Genomic DNA, 19,464 nt, shown 5'->3' on the forward strand with positions numbered 1-19,464 from the left:
TGCCAGGCTGGAAGGCTCCGTTGCGAAGCCGTCCAGCGTGTTGGAACGTTGCGGTTATCGGGATGGTCGTTCAACGATAAGTCTATTGATCCGCCGACAGGTTGCTCAACTCGTGCCGGAACGCGCCGCCGCCATCGATGTGTTCGCCGCGGGCGATGACAACGATCCCGCTCTCGGTGACCATGAACCCGCGGGCTCGGTCGGCTTCAACGTCGTAACCAATCGTCGTTTCGGGCGGAATCACGACGCCCTTGTCGATGATCGCGCGGCGGATCTTGGCTCGGCGACCAACCTCGACTCCTTCAAACACGATGCTATCTTCGACGTCGGCGTAGCTGTTCACACGGACGCCGGGGCTGAGGATGCTGCGTCGCACGTGGCCACCGCTGCAGATCGAACCCTGGCAAACGATCGAATCGAGCGCTTCGCCGCGGCGGTCCATATCCCCTTCGCTGCCGAAGACAAACTTCGGTGGCGGCATGTTGGGTTGATAGGTGCGGATCGGCCACTTGTCGTCGTAGAGATTCAATTGTGGATCGACGGTGATCAGATCCATGTTCGCTTCGAAGTAGGCATCGAGCGTACCGACGTCGCGCCAGTAGGCGTCGTTTTTACGGTTTTCGTCGCGGAACGGAAACGCAAAGACGCGATGGTCGCCGATCACCGCGGGGATGATGTCGTTGCCAAAGTCGTGGCGGCTGCCCGACAGGGTGGCGTCGCGACACAGTTGTTCAAACAGGAAGCGAGCCGAAAAGACGTAGATTCCCATCGACGCCAGGCAGTGGTGATCGTCGCCGGGCATCGTTTGTGGGTGCTCGGGCTTCTCTTGGAAACCGATCACGCGGTTGTCCTCGTTGATCTGCATCACGCCAAACTGCTTCGCCGATTCGCGATCGACTTGCAACGCTCCGATCGTCAGGTCGGCTTTGGTCTGGATGTGGAAATCGACCATCGATTCGTAGTTCATCTTGTAGATGTGATCGCCCGCCAAGACGACTACATATTCGGGCCGCTCGCGCTCGATCGCATAGATGTTTTGGTAGACCGCGTCGGCGGTTCCTTGATACCACTGATCGTCGATCCGCTGTTGCGGTGGAACGACGTCGATGAATTCGCCCAGTTCGCGGCAGAAGTAGGGACGCCAGCCGAGGTTGATGTGGCGGTCCAAACTCTGCGCCTTGTACTGCGTCAACAGCAGCAGTTGTCGCATGCCGCTGTTAAGGCAATTCGAGAGGACAAAGTCGATGATCCGATACAGTCCGCCAAAAGGGACCGCCGGCTTGGCGCGGTCGCGTGTCAAAGGCTCCAACCGCGAACCTCGACCGCCAGCCAGAATGACCGCCAGTGTATTTTGCATTTTTCCAATCATGTCGCCGCCTCTGTGTTGTGCTGTCCTTCGGTTGCAAGAGCATTCCTAAGTAATGTATCGGTTTGTTGACGACCGATCCAACACGGTGATTGCTAGGGAAGCGTGTCGTATGGATTGCAAAATCCTTCGGAATTTGTGGCTTGGGCCATCCATGGGCGAATCGAGCCCACTAACTGCAAGTGCGTCGCTGCAACGCTAAGGATCAAGCCCTTCGGGGATGCCGTTGGGAAATACCGATCGTAGGACTTCCTGGATATATGCCTGCCGGTTCGCCGGCTTGGGATGCGTGCTCATCATTTCCGGCGGCCCGTTGCTGCCGCTCGCTTCGTCGAGGATCTGCATCACGCCCAGCATCGCCCGCGGATCGTATCCGGCTTGCGCGGTCAGCAGCACGCCCCAGCGATCGGATTCCAGTTCGTCGTCGCGGCCATATTTCATGTTCAACATCTGGCCGATCGCTTGAGCCAGTTGAGCCGAACTGATGTCGCCGCCAGCAACGCCCGCCGCGCCAACGAGGCCGCTGGTCAGTTTCTGTTTCGCCAACCGCTGCGCTCCATGGCGGCTGAGAACGTGCCCGATCTCATGTCCCAGAACGCCAGCCAGTTGCCCTTCGGTCTGCAGTTTGCTGTACAAAGCCGCAGTGATAAACACCTGTCCGCCGGGCAGCGCAAAGGCGTTGATCGTTTGCGGATCCTTCAGCAGATGGAACTCGAACTGAAACGGATTGGTTCCCTGTTTCACGCGGACGTAGTCGTCGAGTCCGCTCAGCAGTCGCTGGCCAACTTGGTCGACGTGTGCTCGGGCCTGCGGATCGGGATGCAGTCCGCCGTGCTGAGCTGCCATCTCCGGAGCGGCTTGCAAACCGAGCGAGATCTCTTGATCGGGGCTCATCGCAACTCGCTGCTTTTCGCCCGTGATCGGATTCCGTTGCCCGGTCGACAGATACGAGATGAACGAGAACAACGCCAACCCGGCGGCGATCATCAACCGCAGCTTCAGACCGCTGTTGCTGCGGCGACCAAATCCAAAAGGCATTCCCAAATCCTCCAATCCGAATCAGGCGTCGAGATCCAACGGTTCCGACGAATCGTCGACCGCCGGTCGCGATCGGGCCCTTCCGGGTGCGTTGGTCAAAAAACGGCCGAACAGTAACGCGTGCATGATTTCCAACAACAACCAACCCAGGACCCCCACAAACGTGCTGGCGACAAGATTCAGCGGGATCACCAGAAACAGCCCCAACGCAAACGCGACGTACCCCAGATGCGCCGGCCAGTCGATCGGGAAGTGGAAATCGATCGCCACCAGGATCACCGCGGCGGAAAATAGGCCAACGATCACCGAGGGATTATTCACCCACTGCAACAATTGCATCGCGTCCACAAATCTTCCTTCCAAATGGCGAGTCGGCGTTTGGTCGCAACGCGTGCCGCACGATCATCCGCCGCCCACGCGATGCGGCCGGCTGAATTTAGAGTATGCCGAACTCGAGCGGGGCTGAACAGTTGTGTACTGAAGAGGCGATGGCGGAAATGCAGTTTGCCCGGCGACCGATCGCCGGGCTGCGAAGATCTGGTTGTGGGGGACTTTCACAACGTTTCTGTCTTCATCGAACAGCTTCCTGGAATCGATGCAGTGCGATTAGAACGACTCTGCAAATTCGGAGTATCCCTGGGCTTCGAGTTCATCGGCGGGGATGAATCGGAGCGCGGCAGAGTTCAAGCAGTACCGCAGCCCGGTCGGTTCGGGGCCGTCGCTGAAAACATGTCCCAGGTGCGAATTGCCATGTTTGGAACGGACCTCGGTCCGCGGCAGGAACAACTTGTAATCGGTCTGCTCTAAAACGTTGTCGCGGACCAGCGGTCGAGTGAACGACGGCCAGCCAGTCCCCGATTTGAACTTGTCCTTGGAGCTGAACAATGGTTCGCCAGAGACGACGTCGACATAGATCCCCGCCTGTTTGTTGTCCCAGTAGGTGTTTTTGAACGGCGGTTCGGTGGCGTCCTGTTGAGTCACGCGGTACTGCAAATCGGTCAGCTGGTCGCGCAGCACCGTTTCGCTGGGCCGCGGGTAACGGCTGCTGGCGTCTGCCGAATCGGTGCTCCCAGGAGCGGCGGCTTTTGTTTTGGGGTGGTAGTTGCGGTCGTCTCCCCAAGCCGCATCGATGAACTCGTCGCGTCCCGACATCCGGCGATAGAAGCTGTAACGCAGCGGATTCTTCTTGTAGTAGTCTTGGTGATAATCTTCGGCCAAATAGAAAGTCGAAGCGTCTTGGATCGGCGTGATGATTTCCTTTTCGAAGCGTCCCGATTCGATGAGCTGTTGCTTCGACGCGGCCGCTTGTTCGCGTTGAGCGTCGTTGGCGACAAAGATCGCCGACGTGTACGAGCTGCCTTGATCGACGAACTGGCCGTAGCGATCGGTCGGGTCGATGTTTCGCCAGAAGATTTCCAGCAGATCCGAATACGCGATTTGGTTTGCATCGAAGGTCACGCGGACCGCTTCGACATGTCCGGTCTCGGTATGCGAAACCTCCTCGTACGTCGGGTTCTTCTTATGTCCGCCGGTGTAGCCCGATTCGGCGGCGATCACGCCGGGCTGCTTTTCAAGCGGCGGCTCCATGCACCAGAAGCAGCCGCCGGCGAAGATAGCGGTTTCGATTTTCGCGTTGGCGGGGATCGCTGGCTGTTTGTGGGAACTGGAGCTCCGGTCGCTGGCGATCAACCAAACCGAAAAACCTGCGATCGCAAGGAGTGGAATCAATAAGAAAAGGGTGCGTTGCGTGGTCACAATGAATCTCCCAGATAAAGACTAGGTGCTGTCTGCACCCTGTTGGACGTTGGTGCAGCAGGATTCTTACGCAAAAAACGTTCAGAAACTCACCGATCTCTCGTGGTGGGGCGGGGCGGTTTGTTTAAAAGCTCCTGTGTCGCAGTTCGGGTAGGTTGGGTGGTTAAGCTTTTTCTGGGCCTCAAGGCAGGAAACGGGTCTGCATCGAGACCTGTTTGCCGCTCTCCAGGATGCGAGTCCCCAGTTGGATGAAGCCTGCCTTCCTGTGAAAATCGAGAGACGCATTGTTGGGCGGATTGAGGTCCATTTCCGCACACACTTGCACGCTGCCCGTCTGCCGTGCGAGTTCGTAAATGCGAGAATAGATCAGGCGGCCAAGCCCGATCCCGCGACAGGTCGCGGAGACCACGATGCGGTCGATATACAAGAAGTTCTTTAGACGCTTGGCGAACCATCGGTAGTTGCCGTTGTCGTAACCGCACGCATCGGTCATCGCCAATACGAATCCGACGACTTCGCAATTCGTTTCCGCGACCAGACGCACGCTGCTGAGTTCATAGAGTTCGGCAAAACGGTCCGCGTCGATGGGGCTAGTGACATCGACAGCCGCCTGGTTGAGTGCGATCACTCGGGCGGCGTCATTAGGTGTCATCTCGCGTAGGATCGGGCGATTCATCGCGTGCTCCTTTCTTGCATGACGGTTCTGTTCATGCGTGTTCTTTCTTGCTGTTCTGCAGCGAGCAGGGATCGGGGGAGTAGAGGGCTGTGTCGAACAATCTCGTCGAGGTTAAGACGAAGTTTGACGCGATCGAATTTCAATGCGTTGTCTCGTCGCGCGAGCCGACTTGCCGGCGTTAAAGTTGGCTGGGGAAGGAGACCGTAACGGGAGAGCCTTCGGCATATTGGACGTTGGTCGGCGGCTGAGTATTGAGGAACGCAAACGCTTCGCCGTAGGTTGCTGCAAAGTCGACGTCGATTTCATAATCCTCGATTTGGCAACATCGCCACTGCGGATGTCGGACCTCGTACTGCAGTGTTCGCCGAGGCCCTTGGGAGTAGCCCCAGTAGTGCTCGGTTATGAATTCGCCGAGCGAGTCGGCGGTCGGAAGGGCGAGTTCGGAATCGATGTTCGCCGAGAACCGATTGTGCGACGCGTTTTGCCACGAGTACCAATGCCGATTGGGTTCGTTGCAATGGTCCATTGGCAACGCGGCGTAGTTCTCGTGAAAGAGGTTGTTTGCGATCAACGGAATGATCCGCTTCGGAACGAGTTCCTTAATGAAGGTGACAGCCCGAATCGATGGGTTGTTTTTGGGGGAGACGTAGAACCGCAGATTCACCTCTTCGAAACGCCGATGGAAAGGGATCGGGATGCCGACCAGACGCGTCTCTTCAAACATGAAGGCGACAAGGCTGACGTAGACCTGGCCCTCGAACGCGTCGATTTGAGTTCCCCGCGGAACATACGGTTCCAGGACGGATGCCTGCACGTTGTAGTTGGCGAGTAGCAGATGCTTCCAGTGAGCCGACAGGAACTTCATGGGCGTCTCGCTTGATACATCGTCTGGAAGAGGCGAATCGCAGAGGCTCGGTTCGCGGGAACCGAGTCGTCAGGATTGCTGTAGAGGCGTCGCTGCACCGATGGCAGGGGCGGATGTATTTTAACGACTGGCGACCGCCGATGTGGCGGCGACCAGATGAGTGATCAGTGCTCGGTCGTCTTTTAATCGGAGATATCAGCTGGCGCTCGTTAGCGTCCGGTTCCATAGAACGACGCAGCGCGAACGCGTGCCGGCTGATTCGCCGAAGCACAAATAGATAGCTGTCCCGAAAGGGCGTGCGCGCGGCTTTCGGGAGTTGCGAAGAGGCGATTCGTTGAACGTCACGCAGGCAGCCGCGCTACGGACTAATTTTTCTGCCAGACATCATTCTTCTAAGCGTCACGACCGAAGTGTTGAATAACTCAATCGGTGCTGTTCTTATCGTGCTGATCGTAAGATCGCAGGATGAGGCTGGCAGGATGAGGCTGGCAGGATGAGGCTGGCAGGATGAGGCTGGCAGGATGAGGCTGGCAGGATGAGGCTGGCAGGATGAGGCTGGCAGAATGAGGCTGGCAGAATGAGGCTGGCAGAATGAGGCTGGCAGAATGAGGCTGGCAGAATGAGGCTGGCAGAATGAGGCTGGCAGAATGAGGCTGGCAGAATGATTGCGGCAGAATGATTGCGGCAGAATGATTGCGGCAGAATGATTGCGGCAGAATGATTGCGGCAGAATGATTGCGGCAGAATGATTGCGGCAGAATGATTGCGGCAGAATGATTGCGGCAGGATGATTGCGGCAGGATGATTGCGGCAGGATGATTGCGGCAGGATGATTCGATTTGCGATCGATAAACAAGATCGAACGTCTCGCAGCAACCACGGTCGCTACGGACTCATCATCCTGCCACTCGTCATCCTGCCACTCATCATTCTGCCAATCGTCTAAGCGACTCGACCAGGCTGTTGATCCACGCAGTCGATCCCGTGCTCGAGGCATTGAGTGTTCATTTCTCACATGACGGTTTTGTTCATTAATGCCCGTCCTTCTCCCTCTTTTTTTGCCGTCGCTTTGTCGTCCTTCTCGATGTCACGGAATGATGGAGGATTTCAGATCGGGCGGTTGCAGGCTGGCAAGGAAATGCAGCAGGTCCTGCTGGTGAGCTTTGGGGAGTTGCAAGTACAGGTTGCGAGCTGCGGTCGCTTCGCCACCGTGCATGCGGATCGCTTCATCGAGCGAGTGGGCACGGCCGTCGTGCAGATAGGGTGCGGTCCCGGCGACGCCCCACAGAGGCGGCGTCCGCCATTCCTGTTGGATGTTTGTTGCGACCGTTTCGATGATGTCTTGGGTGAACGAGCCGAAGTACCCGCCGCTGCGAACCTGCTGCTCCGTGATGATCGTTTGGGGAAGAGCGGGGATCGGGTCCCAGAGCTCTGGTCCCATGTCGTGAAGTAACAGGTCGCTGTAGATGTCTTGGGCGGCAGCTAGCGTCTGGACGTGACAGCGGTGGCAGTTGGCTGAACGGAAGGCGGTGCGTCCCGCGTCGACTCGCGATTGCAGAGCCGGGTTTGCCGAAACCTGCGGCCGTGGTGCCGGTAGGACCTCTAGGAATTCGACCAGCTGTAAAATCTGCAGCCGCGTGATGTCTCGCGCCTCGCGATCGCGTGAGTTGTGAGGCCCGCGGATTTGGCTAGCGTCTTCATGCTGAAGCCCAAGCTCGTTGGCGCAAGCGACTTCGACAAAACGCTTGAGCGTGGGGATCTGGCCGCGCCAACCAAATCGTCCCGGCTGTGTCGCTGAGACCATCGAGACGCGGCCGCTGATACCATCGCCACTCGCGGCCTGGCTCTTGGCCATTTGCTGCAAGGTTTCCAGCGGAATCGCATCGATCTGTTTAACTCCGAACAGTGCCGGAGTGTTGCGTTCGCTCAGCAGTTTCCGATGCACCGCATTGGATTCGATTTCGTGAACCGGCCGCCGCCGCGCGAAGGCTCTTTTGCGAACTCGATCGATCCGTCTGTCGCGGGTTTCCGAGCCGGTGTTGCTGCGAAGTCCCAGTCGCTCCAATCGCCACGCCTCGTATTGCGGACTTGTGCTGTGGCGTGGCAGCATGAAAAACATCGATCCAGGCCGCTCCAGCAGTCCTTGATGCTCGAGGTCGAGCGCCTCGCGATCCGCTGGTTGGGCGCGTTTTTTTGTCAGCAAGCTGATCAGTTGCACATTCCGTTCATTCCCGCTGGCGCCGCCTCCCGGGTGACATGCTGCACACGATTTCGCATTGAACATCGGCCCCAGTCCGTCTCCTTCGGGCGAATCGACCTGTCCCGCGGCCCACTGGCGTTCGAAAAGGTGACGGCCTGCGGATGCGTCGGGATTGGTCATCGTTAGCTTGGTCAGCGGATCGGGAGCCGAGTGGTGCCAGCCGAATCCGCAGAGCGTCGACGCCAAGATGAAGAGGTGTGAGAGCGTCATGTGCCGGTTTCCTGTCGCAGAGAGAAGGGCGGCGGCATCGTGAGTGCCGCAGCTTCGCCGTTCAGGTGAGCAACAGGCATGCCGTTTCAATCACCGGTTACCAGTTGCTACCAGCTGGTCCAGCCAAGCGATGCGCCGAATTTTTCCGCTGGCCCGATCCCTCACCCCCAGCACGTTGCCGGTTGGCCGCTCCAGGTGTTGCAAAGTGAAGCAGCGTTGTAGCAATCTGCGCGAGGAGCTCTAGAGCTTCTGCCACGGGAGGACGATTATCCGCGTGGATACGAAAAAAGCCCTGGCTTCGCGGGGAAGCCAGGGCTCTTTGTGTTTTTGTTTTGCGGACAAGTGGGCGTTGAGGGACTCGAACCCCCGACCCCCTCGGTGTAAACGAGGTGCTCTAACCAACTGAGCTAAACGCCCTTGGGGTGCATCGTTTGCGATGCGGGAATCGCGGCCGTTGGGCTGCGATCTGGGCCGACCGTCGAATCGGCGGTCGGTTGCTGAGTTATTGCTATCGGCAGCGTGTGGCCGATTCTGAAGTCGAACTGTTTAGCCCGAAATCATGCGGTTGCGGCGGGAGCGGCGTTCAGCACGCAGGCGATTGCGGCGATTGATTTCGCTCGGCTTCTCGTAGAATTCGCGGCGTCGCATCTCTTTTTTGATGCCGCTGCGCTCAACCAGCTTGCGGAACCGACGGACAGCTTCTTGAATCGTCTCCCGATCACGGACAACCAACTTAACCATTATTTTTCCTGCACATTAGGTTCGTGTTTCGCCCTCCAAAATTGAAAGGTTGGGGCTTTCGTCGGAACGGTCGATTCCAACGTAGCGATAAACTTTGAGAACTCCCAAGCATACATCGCAAACAGCTAGGTCGGACATAGTAACAACCGATAACCTGCTTTGTCCACTGGACTTCTGCATTTTTAGCTGTATTCGTCGCCCTGGACCGGCGGGGTACTAGACCTCGCTGGATGGTGTTCTCTGTTTCATAAATCGGTCATTTTTGGGCAGATCATGACCCCCTTGCCGTAAAGCCTGCCAAAATCCCCTATTCTTCGCAGGCGTTAGCAGAGGAACAATCGGACCGGGGGGCATTTTTTGCTGTTCCAGCGGCCGATGAAGCCTTGCATTAGGAAGGGGCACGATGCCCGCCATTGATACAGCATTATCAGATTCCGAGGCAAGGATGTCCCCCGCAAACCCTCCAACTGCTGCGACGATGAAACCGGGCGATCTGCTGCACGACCTCGATCGTCGTCAGGATGATGTCTTAACCCAGTTGGATGAGCTGCAAGCCAAGCTCGACGGTGTGCTTGCCGAACTGGGAATCACGGCGATGGGGGACGGCGATCTCGACGCGGCGGAGTAGCCGACGCGAATTGCCCACGAAAAAAACGGCTCGATCGCTCGACGCCGGTTTGATTTGATCTCGCTCGCGGCGACGCGCTGCCGCGCTAAATCGTCGGTTTGCTGCTCGGTAGGTCGGGCCTACTTGTAGTCGTCCGCGTCCAGCGAAACGCAAACGATCTCTTCATCGTTGCGAGCGAACAGATGTTTGCCGCTGTACGCCGGGTGCGACCAGACGACCGAGCGGCCGAAGCATTCGCCAGTCGGTTCGAGGACGTGGAAGCGGCCGATTTCGTTGTACTCTTTCGAATCGATCGCCGCGATGATCAGGTCGCCCGTCTCGCTGAACAGGAAGAACTGGTCGCCGTATTTGGTGACAAAAGCTGTGCCGTGTTTGGCGCGTCGCTCGCCACCGGTTGTCGGTGCAAAGGTGGTCCACAGTCGATCGGAGGTCTTGGTGTCGATCGCTGCGAAGTGGCCGACTTGGCAATCGCTGCCGTAGATCACGCCGTCGACGATCATCGGCGTCGAGTTGGCGCAATAGATCGATGTCTTCTGCTCGCCGCGCCACAGTTCCTTGACGGTCGGTTGGTCGCTGCCCAGTTCCAGCATCACCGATTCGGAGCCGATCCCGCTGGCGAACATCAGGTTTCCGTCATGCTGCGGCATCGTGATCGACATGCCGTAGAGCGGGGTGAGGGGGACGTCCCAGAATGGCTTGCCCGTCTTGGGATCGAGGCTTTCGATTCCCTTGGGGCTGAAGGTGATCAGTTGCCGTGTGCCGCCGGCTTGGATGATGCGAGGCGGACAGTAACCGATGTCGTTGCCAACGGTGGGGCGTTTCCAGATCTCTTTGCCGGTCATCTTGTCGAGCGAGACGACCGATTGAGTTTCGCCGCCAACCATGCAGATCAGTTGATCGCCATCGACCAGTGGGTGAGCCGCGTGTCCCCAGATCGGGACTGCGGAGTTGAAGTCCTTTTTAAAGTTGCGCTGCCAGATCACGCTGCCGTCGGCAGTCGACAAGCAGAACAAGTCCCCTTCGGCACCGAGAGCGTAGACGCGGTCGCCATCGACGGTGGGTGTGCAGCGTGGGCCGGCCGGGTAGGAGATGCTGTAGGGGCAATCGTAGGCGTGTTCCCAAATCTTCTTGCCGGTCTTGGCGTCGAAGCAGAGGACGCGTTCTTGGCCGCCGAGGGTCGCTCGGGCTCCCGGATCGTTGACAGCTTCGCCCGAGGTGCGGACGTAATCGGTTACATAGACACGTCCATCGGCGACCGATGGCCCGGCGTAACCTCCCTTGATCGGCATCCGCCAGACGGTCTTCAGGCCTTCGGCGGGGATCGACTCGATCCATCCGGTTCCGCTTACGTTACCGTCGCGATTTTCCCCCATCCACTGCGGCCAATCGGCCTGAGTTGGGATGGCGGCGGCCAGAGCGAGGCAGAGTGTCAGCAGCGATCGCATGGGGGAAGCTCCTTGGGAAGTGGTGGTTCGGTGTCGCGAGTGTTTACAAAACAAATGCGGCAGCGTCCGTTGGTCGCTGCCGCATTTGCGATTCACTATAGCTTGGCGGTCGCCGTGCGGGCCACCGCTTCGACGTACCAACGACCTGAATCGCCGATACGTCACTTTAGTCCCCCGGCTAGTCCGAGCGACTATTTGGTTGGGAACAGCGGTCCGCCGTATTGCGCTTCGCTGCCCAATTCCTCTTCGATGCGAAGCAATTGGTTGTACTTTGCCATGCGGTCGCTGCGGCTGGCCGAACCGGTCTTGATCTGTCCGGTCGACAGAGCGACGGCCAAGTCGGCGATCGTGCTGTCTTCGGTCTCGCCACTGCGATGGCTGGAGATGCTGGTGTACTTGGCGCGGCTGGCCAATTGGATCGCTTCGATCGTTTCGGTCAGTGTGCCGATCTGGTTGACCTTGATCAGGATGCTGTTCGCGATTCCTTCGTCGATGCCGCGTTGCAGGCGTTCGGTGTTGGTCACAAACAGGTCGTCGCCGACCAATTGGACTTTGTCGCCCAGCTTTTCGGTCATCAGCTTCCAGCTGTCCCAATCGTCTTCGGCACAACCGTCTTCGATCGAGCAGATCGGGTAGTTGGCACACCAGTCGGCCATGAAGTCGACCATTTCGCTGCCGCTGAGTTCCTTGCCGTCGATCTTGTACTTCTTCGAATCGCCGTCGTAAAACTCGGTCGAAGCTGCATCCAAAGCGATGAAGATCTGTTCGCCCGCTTTGTAGCCGGCGTTGTCGATCGCTTGCATGATCAGGTCCAACGCTTCGCGGTTGCTGCCCAGGTTAGGAGCGAAACCACCTTCGTCGCCGACCGAAGTGTTCAAGCCCTTGCTGGACAGAACCTTCTTCAGGCTGTGGAAGATTTCGGTGCCGGCACGCAGGCCGTCGCTGAACGAATTGAAGCCCAGTGGCATCACCATGAACTCTTGGATGTCGACCGAGTTGTCAGCGTGCGAACCACCGTTGAGGATGTTCATCATCGGTGCTGGCAGGATCGACGCGTTGACGCCACCGAGGTAGCGGTACAACGGTTGTTGAGTGAATTGAGCGGCGGCGCGGGCGGTGGCCAGCGAGACGCCCAGGATCGCATTGGCTCCCAATTCGCTCTTGTTGGCGGTGCCATCGAGTTCGCACATGCGGCTGTCGACGGCGCGTTGGTCGATCGCGTCCATGCCGGCCAGAACCGCAGCGATCTTGTCGTTTACGTTAGCAACAGCCTTGAGGACGCCTTTGCCCATGTAGACCGATTTGTCGCCATCGCGGAGTTCCCAAGCTTCGTGGACGCCGGTGCTGGCACCGCTAGGAACCGCGGCGCGGCCAAAGCTGCCGTCCATCAGAGTGACTTCGCACTCGATGGTTGGGTTGCCGCGCGAATCCATGATCTGACGGGCGTGTACGTTTTCAATCAAGCTCATATTAGTGTCCGATGCTTGTTGGGAGGAATCGATTGCTCGCCCTGTTTCAACCCGGTGGCGTCTATCGCTGCGGGCAAGGCGTGTTATAAAACGGAGGGCTGGGTCGATATTTTGCCTCAAAGCCCAAGATTTGAGAAGCGGACGCGTTAATCCTCACCAGTCGTCGCGAGGTGAAACGGCCGCAATTCGAACTCCTGGATTTGATTGCATGTTTACAGGTCTCGTCGAACATCTCGCCACCGTCGCTCAGGTTTTGCCGCAGCCACCGGGCAAGCGGATCGAGGTCGATGCCGGCCCCGTCGCCGAAGGGGCTCAGATCGGCGATAGCGTCGCCGTCAATGGCTGCTGCTTGACCGTAATCGAGATCGACGGCCAACGGCTCGCTTTCGAAGCGGGCGAAGAGACGCTCAGTCGAACCGTTTTGGGAGGGCTGGTCGCGGGTTCGCTTGTGAATTTGGAGCGGGCGTTGCGAGCTGGCGACCGATTGGGCGGACATTATGTTTCCGGGCATGTCGACGCGTTGGGGCAGTTGATTTTGCGAGAAGAGGACCCGCCGTGGGCTAAACTGTGGTTTGGCGTGCCGCTCGAGTTGACTCGGCAGATGGCATCCAAGGGGAGCGTAACGGTCGACGGTGTCAGTCTGACGCTGGTCGACGTGCAGGACGACCGCTTCAGCGTGGCGTTGATCCCACACACATTGCAAGCGACGACGTTGGGCAGCCGCGCCATCGGCGATCGCGTGAATATCGAAACCGACTTGCTGGCGAAATACGTCCAGCGTCAATTGGAAACAGAAGACAGATGGTCAACCGACAAACCGCCAGCTACCTGACAAAACGATTCCAGCAGACGGGCATGCGCCCGCTGTCTCGGTTTGGCCAGAACTTCTTGATCGACCTGAATCTCGTCGATCTGATCGCCGACAGTGCGGATATCGATGACCGCGACCTCGTGCTGGAAATCGGTACCGGAACCGGTTCTCTGACCTCTCGCTTGGCAGCCCGTGCGGCGCATGTGATCACTGTCGAGATCGACACCAACCTGGCTCAACTGGCTGAGGAAGAGCTGGAGGATCTGCCAAATGTCACGATGCGGTTGCACGACGCGCTGAAAAACAAGAACAACTTCGACCCCGAGCTGCTGGAAAACATCCGCGAGGAGTTCGACAAATTGCCGGCCAAGCGGCGGCGTTTCAAATTGGTCGCCAATCTGCCGTACAACGTCGCCACGCCGATCATCTCGAATCTATTGCGCTGCGATCCGATCCCCGATGTGATCTCGGTGACGATCCAGAAGGAGTTGGCTGACCGAATCGTCGCTCCTCCAGGAACGAAGGACTACAGTGCGCTCAGTATCTGGATCCAGAGTGTCGCCAATGCAAGCATTGTCCGCACGCTGCCGCCGGGCGTCTTCTGGCCGCCACCCAAAGTCACCTCGGCGATCATCCGGATCGACACCGATGCCAATTTACGGGCGCGGATCGACGACATCGACTTCTTCCACGAGAAGCTGCGGGCGCTCTATTTCCACCGCCGCAAGTTCCTTCGCAGCGTCGTGCTGAGCGCGATGAAGGGCGAGCTTGATAAAGCCCAAGTCGATGCCGTGCTGGAAAAACTGGGCTTCAGCGGCGAGATCCGAGCCGAGCGGCTGACCGTCGCCCAAACGATCGAGTTGATCAATGAACTGGGGACCGCGGGCGCCGAGGCCAAGTAACGCCGAGCGGTTTTCATTAGGGGCAGGGTGATGGGCTATCACCGCCTCACTGCACTCGCCCGGCGAAGCTGGGAGGGTCGGAAAACGAGCGTTTAGCAAGTTTTTCGGGGAGGGCGGTTCTTCGGATCGATCGCGTTCGATGTGTGCAGACTCCCCTCCCCGAACTTCGCTTCGCTGGTTCGACCCTCCCCTGTCAAACTTCGTTTGGGGGAGGGTGAAGTGTCGAACTGGCTGTTGCGTGTCGTCGCTTTGCGACTGCTGTCGTCGCCGCGCGACGCCTGAGGTTGTCACTCTGCACCAAAATTGCAAAAAATGAAGATTCTAGAAAAGAATCTTGCGAGATCGGCCGATTTGGCTGACTATTGGGATAGGTAGCGTACGCGCGGAGAGTTCTTGATTTGACAGCAAAGGCAACGGTTGCGATGAAACAGAAGCCAGGTAGTCCGCACATTTCACGATTTGCAGCGGTGGCTGTCACCGCGCTGATCTGCAGTTCGGGCGAGACCGCATCGGCTCACAGCGCTCCCGCTTCGGAGAGCAACGCGATCCAGCAGATCGAACGCTATTGTTCCAAGAGTTGGCAGACGGCTCACATGCCTCGCGATGAGTGGAACGATAGCACTCAGCAGGTGTTGGCGGAGTTGTTGGAGCGGATTCCGCGCGAGCGACTGACCGCGGCGATCGGTGCTTCGGCATCCGAGGAGCGTCGCGAGCTGAACCGATCGATCTGGCGGATCGTCAAGCGTTGGGTTCGTCGTCAGCGGCACGCCCCGTTGGACGATTTCGATACTCCCGGCGTTGTCGACGATCAATCGTCGCGCGTCGACGACCAGATCGAGCAGGTCTTGCGCGTCGCGTCGACTCAGTTGAGCGACCAGCAGCGGCGGATCATTGAGCTGCTGAAAGAAGGTCTGACGGTTGCTGAGATCGCGGGCCGAATGGATCTGACGCCCAGCCGGATCAGCAACGAGAAGCATCGCGCGATCAAGCAGATCCGTCGCTATCTGTGCGACGCTGCGTAGGCCGCAGGTCTCTGCAAAGCTGTGGTCGGATCCGATTGCAGCGTCTTCATCGGCTGCGTCGTTGTTAGGACCGGTACGATCGCTATCGTCGATGGCGAGTTCGCAGCGGTTGGTTTGGGATTCGCCCGGTTTGCGGCAGCGACGCGACGTAGGGTTCGGGATAGCCGCCTTGTTTGGCAAATCCGTGGGTCCCAACCGTAGTTGCACCGATGATCGAAACCTTAGACGCTCCATTACAAGATACGCTCAGCCGCGAAGCTGAGGTTGCTTCTTCCGCCTCGCTCTCGTCCGAATCGGGGCACGCAAACGCTGGCGAAACCGCTGCGGCCAGTCTGCGAATTGGCCGCGAAGCGATCGAGATTCTGCAATGCCCCGGGTGCGGCGGCGCTTTGTCGGTCGCGGCCGATGCGATGCAGTGCGACGCGTGCGAGCGAACCTATCCGGTCGCCGATGGCGTTCCGGTACTGGTTGTTCCCGAGAAGAGTCTGTTCGATATCGAGACGTTCACCAATGCGGAGCCGACGTTTTTTCGGCCTGTCGGCAAGGTCCGTGAACTGATCAGTGGCTGTCTGCCCGATGTGACGTTAAACGTTTCATCGGACAAGGTTTACGCTCGGATGTTGCAGCAGATGCTGGAGAAGTCAGAGCATCCCGTGGTGCTGGTGATCGGTGGCGGTGTGATCGGCGGTGGGATGGATTGTCTGGTCGACGATCCGCGGATCACGCTGATCGAAACCGACGCAGCGATCGCGCCGCGGACCAGTTTGGTCTGCGACGGACACGATCTCCCCTTTGCCGACCAATCGGTCGACGCGGTGATCGTGCAAGCGGTTTTGGAGCACGTCGTCGATCCGCATCGCTGCGTTCAAGAGATTCACCGCGTGCTGAAGCCGGGCGGGTTGGTCTATTCCGACACGCCGTTTATGCAGCAAGTTCACGGCCGGCAGTTCGACTTCACCCGCTTCACGCGGCTCGGCCATCGCCGCTTGTTCCGGATGTTCGACGAGATCGAGAGCGGAATCAGTTGCGGTCCCGGGACGGCGCTCGCTTGGTCGCTGCGATACTTTCTGCTCAGCTTCTTCGCCAGCGATCGGATGCGGGCTGCGGTCAGCCTCGCCTCGCGGTTGATGTTCTTCCCGCTGAAGTACTGCGACCGCTACCTCGTCGACAAAGCCTCCGCCAGCGATGCCGCTTCGGCGTTCTATTTCTACGGCAGTCGCAGCGAGACGCCGTTGTCGGATCGCGAGCTGGTCGCGTCGTATCACGGCGGGTTTTAGGTTGGGGTCGTGAGGTGCGCTTTGTCGGCTGAAGCCTTGGCTCCAGCGCGGGGAGTTGCGTTTTGTCGGCTAAAGCCTCGACTCCAGCGCGGGGAGTCGGGACTCGCAGTTGCTAGGTACGGTTGTTTTCTTGTTTGATGATCTGGCCGTCTTGGAAGTGCAGGGTGCGCTCGGCGTGTGCGGCGACGTTACCGCTGTGGGTGACCATCACCAGCGTGACCCCTTCGGTCTCGTGCAGGTTCGCGAAGATCGCCAGGATCTCTTCGGTGGTGCGGCTGTCCAGGTTGCCGGTCGGTTCGTCGGCAAAGATCAACTTCGGTTCGTTCGCTAGCGATCTCGCGATCGCTACACGTTGTCTTTCACCGACACTCAGCCGCATCGGCAGGTGGTTCGCGCGATGCCCAATCCCGACGCGTTCGAGCAGTTCCTGGGCTCGCTGGTACTTCTCTGCCGAAGATCGTCGCGGGCCTTCGAACATCGGAACTTGGACGTTTTCGATCGCCGTAAGGGTTGGCAGCAGATAGAACGATTGAAAGACAAAACCGAGTTCCAGGGCTCGGAATCTGTCGAGCGATCCATGTTGGGTTAGCGGTTTGCCGCGGTAGAGGACTTCGCCCGAGGTCGGCACGTCCATCCCGCTCAGGGTGCACAGCAGCGTGCTCTTGCCACTGCCGCTGGTTCCCATGATCGCGACGTATTCGCCTTGGAAGATTTCCACATCGACGCCGCGCAGCGCTTCGACATTCCCGTTGGGATAGACTTTTCGCAGTCCCTTGCATTGCAGCAGTGGTTGCGTTTGCTCGTTGGTTTTATTCATAGCGTAGGCCCTCCGATGGCAGCAGGCGCGAAGCACGCCAAGCTGGATAGGCGGCACCGATCAGGCCGACAAAAAATGCGATCACCATTCCCGAAGCGATCACCCACGGGGCGATATGCCCGCTGAGGAAGCCGTTGACTTGCGGAAGTTTGGTGATGTAGTGGCTGCCGACGATGGCGACGCCCGCCCCGAGTGCGGCGCCGAAGATGCTGAGCACAATCGATTCGCCGACGATCATCGCGATCACGCGACCGCGTCGCCAGCCCATCGCGCGAAGCACGCTGATCTCGCGGATCCGCTCCATCACGCTCATGATCATCGTGTTCAGCATCCCGATCGTGCCGACGCCGACCGCGATCAGCGACGTGACCCAGGCCATGGCGCGGGTCAGTTTCAGTTGGAAGTTGTCGCGGACGTAATCGTCGGTCGATGAGGCGTCCAGGTTCAGGCTGTTGCCATCGGCATCGTTCAAGTTGTCGATCCGCTCGCAGACAGCTTCGATCGCATCGGCATCCGCTTTGATCTCGGGATCGACTTGAACTGAAAAGCCGGTCACGCTCCCTTCGCGCAACATCAGGTCTTGCAGACGCCGCAGCAGCATGATCGCGGCACCGCGTTTGAGCAGCGTCTTGGAGTCGTAGATGCCGACGACGTTAAACGTCTCGTCTTGGATCTCGATCGGTTGATTGACTTTGGCGTGCATTTTTTCGGCTAACGCTTCGCCCAGCATGACCGCATCGACATCGTCGGGCTCCAGCGGCCGGCCCTCGATGATCTCGATATCGTTGAACGCGAAGGTGCCATGTTTCCATCCCTGCAGCAGGACCGGGACCTGGTTGTCGTCGATCTCCATCGCGATCTGTTCCAGCAGACCTTGGGAGACGGCAGCGACGCCGGGGACTTTGCGGATGTCGTCGGCGACCGCTTCGTTCATGTCTCCAGCGATCTGCAGCAGCGATCCTTTGGGAGAGATCACGATGTCGGAGCCTTCGTTTTTGAAGGACTGCAGAACGGCGGATTGAAAGTCGTCCGAAACGCCCAGCAGCGCGATCGTGGTCGCGACGGCGACGGCGATCCCGCACATCGTCAACAGCGATCGAGCTTTGCGACGCAGCAGGTTCTTTAGAATGAAAGTTGCAAAATTCACGGTGTGGTCACAGTTTTGATGGTGAGTTGTGCTTCGTTGGTCGCCGTTCGCTCCGCGAAAGTGCGGATGCGAAACGTCTTTTCGTGGAGCGAAAGGCGACCGTGGAGGATCGAATTGCGTGTTGTTTGCGGTGGTATTGCTATCGGCGGGCGAGTTCGGACAAGAACGATTTCGTTTCGGCGACGATCGCTTTGGGATTTTCTAGCGGTGCCAAATGGTTGGCCTCGGGGATCACGGCTTGTCGGCAATCGGCAAGCCGTTCGTTTAAAAACTTGCTGGTCGCTTCGAAGGGAGAGTGTTCATCGTACAGTGCCAGGACGGGAACGCTAGTTGCCGCGATTCGATCGGCGTCGAGCCCGGCGGTGGCGAAGGTGTCGGTTCCGGCGGAGGTCCCCGAGAGGCGAACGAGACTCGACAGCCAACGCTCACCGATCGGCCCAAGCTGTTCGCGCAGATGCTTTCGCTGGCGGTCGTCCCAGCTGCCGACGATCGAGAACAGGTGAGGGAAATCGACGACCGGGCCGATGTCGGTGTCGACCTGCAGCAGCGTCTCGCGGAGGCTGGTCCAAACGCTCGCCTGTCCCATGTTCGGTTCCAGCGATTGCAAACCGGGGAAGTAGGCGTCCGAGAGGATGATCGCGCGGACGCGGTCGGGGTGCAGCGACGCGAGGTGAGTCGCGACGACGCCGCCAAAGCTGTGTCCCAGTAGAGCTGCCGATTCGATCTGCACATGATCCATCCAACGCAGCAGATCCTCGGCGATCACGTCGCTGGTGTAGTCGGCGGGCGTGACGTTGGTCGCGCCGTGGCCGCGCATGTCGACCGCGCTGACACGGTATTCATCGGCCAGGCCTTCCATCACGCCGCCAAACATCCAGATCGACAGGTTGCTGGTGAAGCCATGCAGCAGCACGATGTCGGCCCCTTCGCCCGATTGTTGGTAGTGGACTTTCAGCGGTGGTAGGTCGGCAAAAGGCATTTTGGAAGATGCTGGCGCGTCGGAAGGAGTGGGTTGGAAAAGGGGAGGGGAGGGCG

At 58.8% G+C, this 19,464-nt stretch carries 19 protein-coding genes and 1 tRNA gene; 5 read left to right on the forward strand and 15 right to left on the reverse strand.

The window, feature by feature from the left end; all coding sequences use genetic code 11:
• Window positions 1–82: 82 nt before the first annotated feature.
• The 10 genes from glgC to rpsU all read right to left on the reverse strand — a co-directional run bounded on the left by glgC (window position 83) and on the right by rpsU (window position 8,911).
• Window positions 83–1,357, reverse strand: coding sequence for a glucose-1-phosphate adenylyltransferase (gene glgC / locus CA51_RS01165; protein WP_145117312.1), 1,275 nt, complete (start codon window positions 1,355–1,357; stop codon window positions 83–85).
• A gap of 207 nt (window positions 1,358–1,564) precedes the next feature.
• Window positions 1,565–2,404, reverse strand: a complete 840-nt coding sequence (locus tag CA51_RS01170) for a M48 family metalloprotease (RefSeq protein ID WP_197451506.1) — start codon at window positions 2,402–2,404, stop codon at window positions 1,565–1,567.
• Window positions 2,405–2,425: 21 nt separating this feature from the next.
• Window positions 2,426–2,752, reverse strand: a complete 327-nt coding sequence (locus CA51_RS01175) for a hypothetical protein (protein WP_145117313.1) — start codon at window positions 2,750–2,752, stop codon at window positions 2,426–2,428.
• Between the two features lie 258 nt (window positions 2,753–3,010).
• Window positions 3,011–4,159 (reverse strand): peptide-methionine (S)-S-oxide reductase MsrA, encoded by a 1,149-nt coding sequence (gene msrA / locus CA51_RS01180; protein ID WP_197451507.1) that lies wholly within the window; start codon window positions 4,157–4,159, stop codon window positions 3,011–3,013.
• Window positions 4,160–4,340: 181 nt separating this feature from the next.
• Window positions 4,341–4,835: a GNAT family N-acetyltransferase gene (locus CA51_RS01185; protein ID WP_145117315.1), complete on the reverse strand. Its 495-nt coding sequence runs from the start codon at window positions 4,833–4,835 to the stop codon at window positions 4,341–4,343.
• A 178-nt stretch (window positions 4,836–5,013) separates the two neighbouring features.
• Window positions 5,014–5,700 carry a YqjF family protein gene (locus tag CA51_RS01190; RefSeq protein ID WP_145117316.1) on the reverse strand — a complete coding sequence of 229 codons (687 nt, stop codon included), beginning with the start codon at window positions 5,698–5,700 and terminating at the stop codon, window positions 5,014–5,016.
• Between the two features lie 358 nt (window positions 5,701–6,058).
• The gene (locus CA51_RS01195; RefSeq protein WP_197451508.1) at window positions 6,059–6,715 is read right to left on the reverse strand and encodes a hypothetical protein; all 657 of its coding nucleotides are present in this window, start codon (window positions 6,713–6,715) and stop codon (window positions 6,059–6,061) included.
• A gap of 72 nt (window positions 6,716–6,787) precedes the next feature.
• Window positions 6,788–8,170: a di-heme oxidoredictase family protein gene (locus tag CA51_RS01200; protein ID WP_145117318.1), complete on the reverse strand. Its 1,383-nt coding sequence runs from the start codon at window positions 8,168–8,170 to the stop codon at window positions 6,788–6,790.
• A gap of 343 nt (window positions 8,171–8,513) precedes the next feature.
• A tRNA-Val gene (locus CA51_RS01205) sits at window positions 8,514–8,587 on the reverse strand.
• Window positions 8,588–8,716: 129 nt separating this feature from the next.
• A complete protein-coding gene (gene rpsU, locus CA51_RS01210) occupies window positions 8,717–8,911 on the reverse strand; it encodes a 30S ribosomal protein S21 (protein WP_145117319.1) in 195 nt (64 codons plus the stop codon).
• A gap of 478 nt (window positions 8,912–9,389) precedes the next feature.
• On the opposite strand from rpsU, the gene CA51_RS01215 reads away from it, so the two are divergent.
• On the forward strand, window positions 9,390–9,539 hold the full coding sequence (locus tag CA51_RS01215) for a hypothetical protein (RefSeq protein WP_231745924.1): 150 nt from the start codon (window positions 9,390–9,392) through the stop codon (window positions 9,537–9,539).
• A 119-nt stretch (window positions 9,540–9,658) separates the two neighbouring features.
• On the opposite strand, the gene CA51_RS01220 is transcribed toward CA51_RS01215, so the two are convergent.
• Together CA51_RS01220 and eno are read right to left on the reverse strand one after the other, a co-directional pair.
• The gene (locus CA51_RS01220) at window positions 9,659–10,984 is read right to left on the reverse strand and encodes a PQQ-binding-like beta-propeller repeat protein (protein ID WP_231745925.1); all 1,326 of its coding nucleotides are present in this window, start codon (window positions 10,982–10,984) and stop codon (window positions 9,659–9,661) included.
• 191 nt (window positions 10,985–11,175) lie between these two features.
• The gene (gene eno / locus CA51_RS01225) at window positions 11,176–12,453 is read right to left on the reverse strand and encodes a phosphopyruvate hydratase (protein ID WP_145117320.1); all 1,278 of its coding nucleotides are present in this window, start codon (window positions 12,451–12,453) and stop codon (window positions 11,176–11,178) included.
• Window positions 12,454–12,661: 208 nt separating this feature from the next.
• Here eno and CA51_RS01230 point away from each other — a divergent pair, with 208 nt between their 5' ends.
• The 4 genes from CA51_RS01230 to CA51_RS01245 all read left to right on the forward strand — a co-directional run bounded on the left by CA51_RS01230 (window position 12,662) and on the right by CA51_RS01245 (window position 16,465).
• Window positions 12,662–13,285 (forward strand): riboflavin synthase, encoded by a 624-nt coding sequence (locus tag CA51_RS01230; RefSeq protein ID WP_145117321.1) that lies wholly within the window; start codon window positions 12,662–12,664, stop codon window positions 13,283–13,285.
• Window positions 13,255–14,166 (forward strand): 16S rRNA (adenine(1518)-N(6)/adenine(1519)-N(6))-dimethyltransferase RsmA, encoded by a 912-nt coding sequence (gene rsmA / locus CA51_RS01235; RefSeq protein WP_231745926.1) that lies wholly within the window; start codon window positions 13,255–13,257, stop codon window positions 14,164–14,166. The genes CA51_RS01230 and rsmA overlap by 31 nt, the downstream gene beginning before the upstream one ends.
• A gap of 422 nt (window positions 14,167–14,588) precedes the next feature.
• Complete coding sequence (locus tag CA51_RS01240; RefSeq protein ID WP_145117322.1) at window positions 14,589–15,188, forward strand: sigma-70 family RNA polymerase sigma factor; 600 nt, start codon at window positions 14,589–14,591, stop codon at window positions 15,186–15,188.
• 209 nt (window positions 15,189–15,397) lie between these two features.
• Window positions 15,398–16,465 carry a methyltransferase domain-containing protein gene (locus CA51_RS01245; protein ID WP_145117323.1) on the forward strand — a complete coding sequence of 356 codons (1,068 nt, stop codon included), beginning with the start codon at window positions 15,398–15,400 and terminating at the stop codon, window positions 16,463–16,465.
• Window positions 16,466–16,577: 112 nt separating this feature from the next.
• On the opposite strand, the gene CA51_RS01250 is transcribed toward CA51_RS01245, so the two are convergent.
• From CA51_RS01250 to CA51_RS01260, 3 genes are all read right to left on the reverse strand, one after another.
• The gene (locus tag CA51_RS01250) at window positions 16,578–17,282 is read right to left on the reverse strand and encodes an ABC transporter ATP-binding protein (RefSeq protein ID WP_145117324.1); all 705 of its coding nucleotides are present in this window, start codon (window positions 17,280–17,282) and stop codon (window positions 16,578–16,580) included.
• The gene (locus CA51_RS01255; protein ID WP_145117325.1) at window positions 17,275–18,429 is read right to left on the reverse strand and encodes an ABC transporter permease; all 1,155 of its coding nucleotides are present in this window, start codon (window positions 18,427–18,429) and stop codon (window positions 17,275–17,277) included. Before CA51_RS01255 ends, CA51_RS01250 begins: the two co-directional genes overlap by 8 nt.
• Before the next feature lie 139 nt (window positions 18,430–18,568).
• A complete protein-coding gene (locus CA51_RS01260) occupies window positions 18,569–19,408 on the reverse strand; it encodes an alpha/beta fold hydrolase (RefSeq protein ID WP_145117326.1) in 840 nt (279 codons plus the stop codon).
• Between the last annotated feature and the right edge of the window lie 56 nt (window positions 19,409–19,464).

It is taken from the genome of Rosistilla oblonga, assembly GCF_007751715.1.
Taxonomy (GTDB): Bacteria; Planctomycetota; Planctomycetia; order Pirellulales; family Pirellulaceae; genus Rosistilla; species Rosistilla oblonga.

Excerpts from the sequence above, each read along its gene's own strand:
- glgC (WP_145117312.1), bottom strand. The coding sequence starts at position 1,357 with ATGCAAAATACACTGGCGGTCATTCTGGCTGGCGGTCGAGGTTCGCGG.
- CA51_RS01170 (WP_197451506.1), bottom strand. The coding sequence starts at position 2,404 with ATGCCTTTTGGATTTGGTCGCCGCAGCAACAGCGGTCTGAAGCTGCGG.
- CA51_RS01185 (WP_145117315.1), bottom strand. The coding sequence starts at position 4,835 with ATGAATCGCCCGATCCTACGCGAGATGACACCTAATGACGCCGCCCGA.
- CA51_RS01190 (WP_145117316.1), bottom strand. The coding sequence starts at position 5,700 with ATGAAGTTCCTGTCGGCTCACTGGAAGCATCTGCTACTCGCCAACTAC.
- CA51_RS01200 (WP_145117318.1), bottom strand. The coding sequence starts at position 8,170 with ATGACGCTCTCACACCTCTTCATCTTGGCGTCGACGCTCTGCGGATTC.
- rpsU (WP_145117319.1), bottom strand. The coding sequence starts at position 8,911 with ATGGTTAAGTTGGTTGTCCGTGATCGGGAGACGATTCAAGAAGCTGTC.
- CA51_RS01215 (WP_231745924.1), top strand. The coding sequence starts at position 9,390 with ATGAAACCGGGCGATCTGCTGCACGACCTCGATCGTCGTCAGGATGAT.
- CA51_RS01220 (WP_231745925.1), bottom strand. The coding sequence starts at position 10,984 with ATGCGATCGCTGCTGACACTCTGCCTCGCTCTGGCCGCCGCCATCCCA.
- eno (WP_145117320.1), bottom strand. The coding sequence starts at position 12,453 with ATGAGCTTGATTGAAAACGTACACGCCCGTCAGATCATGGATTCGCGC.
- CA51_RS01230 (WP_145117321.1), top strand. The coding sequence starts at position 12,662 with ATGTTTACAGGTCTCGTCGAACATCTCGCCACCGTCGCTCAGGTTTTG.
- rsmA (WP_231745926.1), top strand. The coding sequence starts at position 13,255 with ATGGTCAACCGACAAACCGCCAGCTACCTGACAAAACGATTCCAGCAG.
- CA51_RS01240 (WP_145117322.1), top strand. The coding sequence starts at position 14,589 with ATGAAACAGAAGCCAGGTAGTCCGCACATTTCACGATTTGCAGCGGTG.
- CA51_RS01245 (WP_145117323.1), top strand. The coding sequence starts at position 15,398 with ATGATCGAAACCTTAGACGCTCCATTACAAGATACGCTCAGCCGCGAA.
- CA51_RS01250 (WP_145117324.1), bottom strand. The coding sequence starts at position 17,282 with ATGAATAAAACCAACGAGCAAACGCAACCACTGCTGCAATGCAAGGGA.
- CA51_RS01260 (WP_145117326.1), bottom strand. The coding sequence starts at position 19,408 with ATGCCTTTTGCCGACCTACCACCGCTGAAAGTCCACTACCAACAATCG.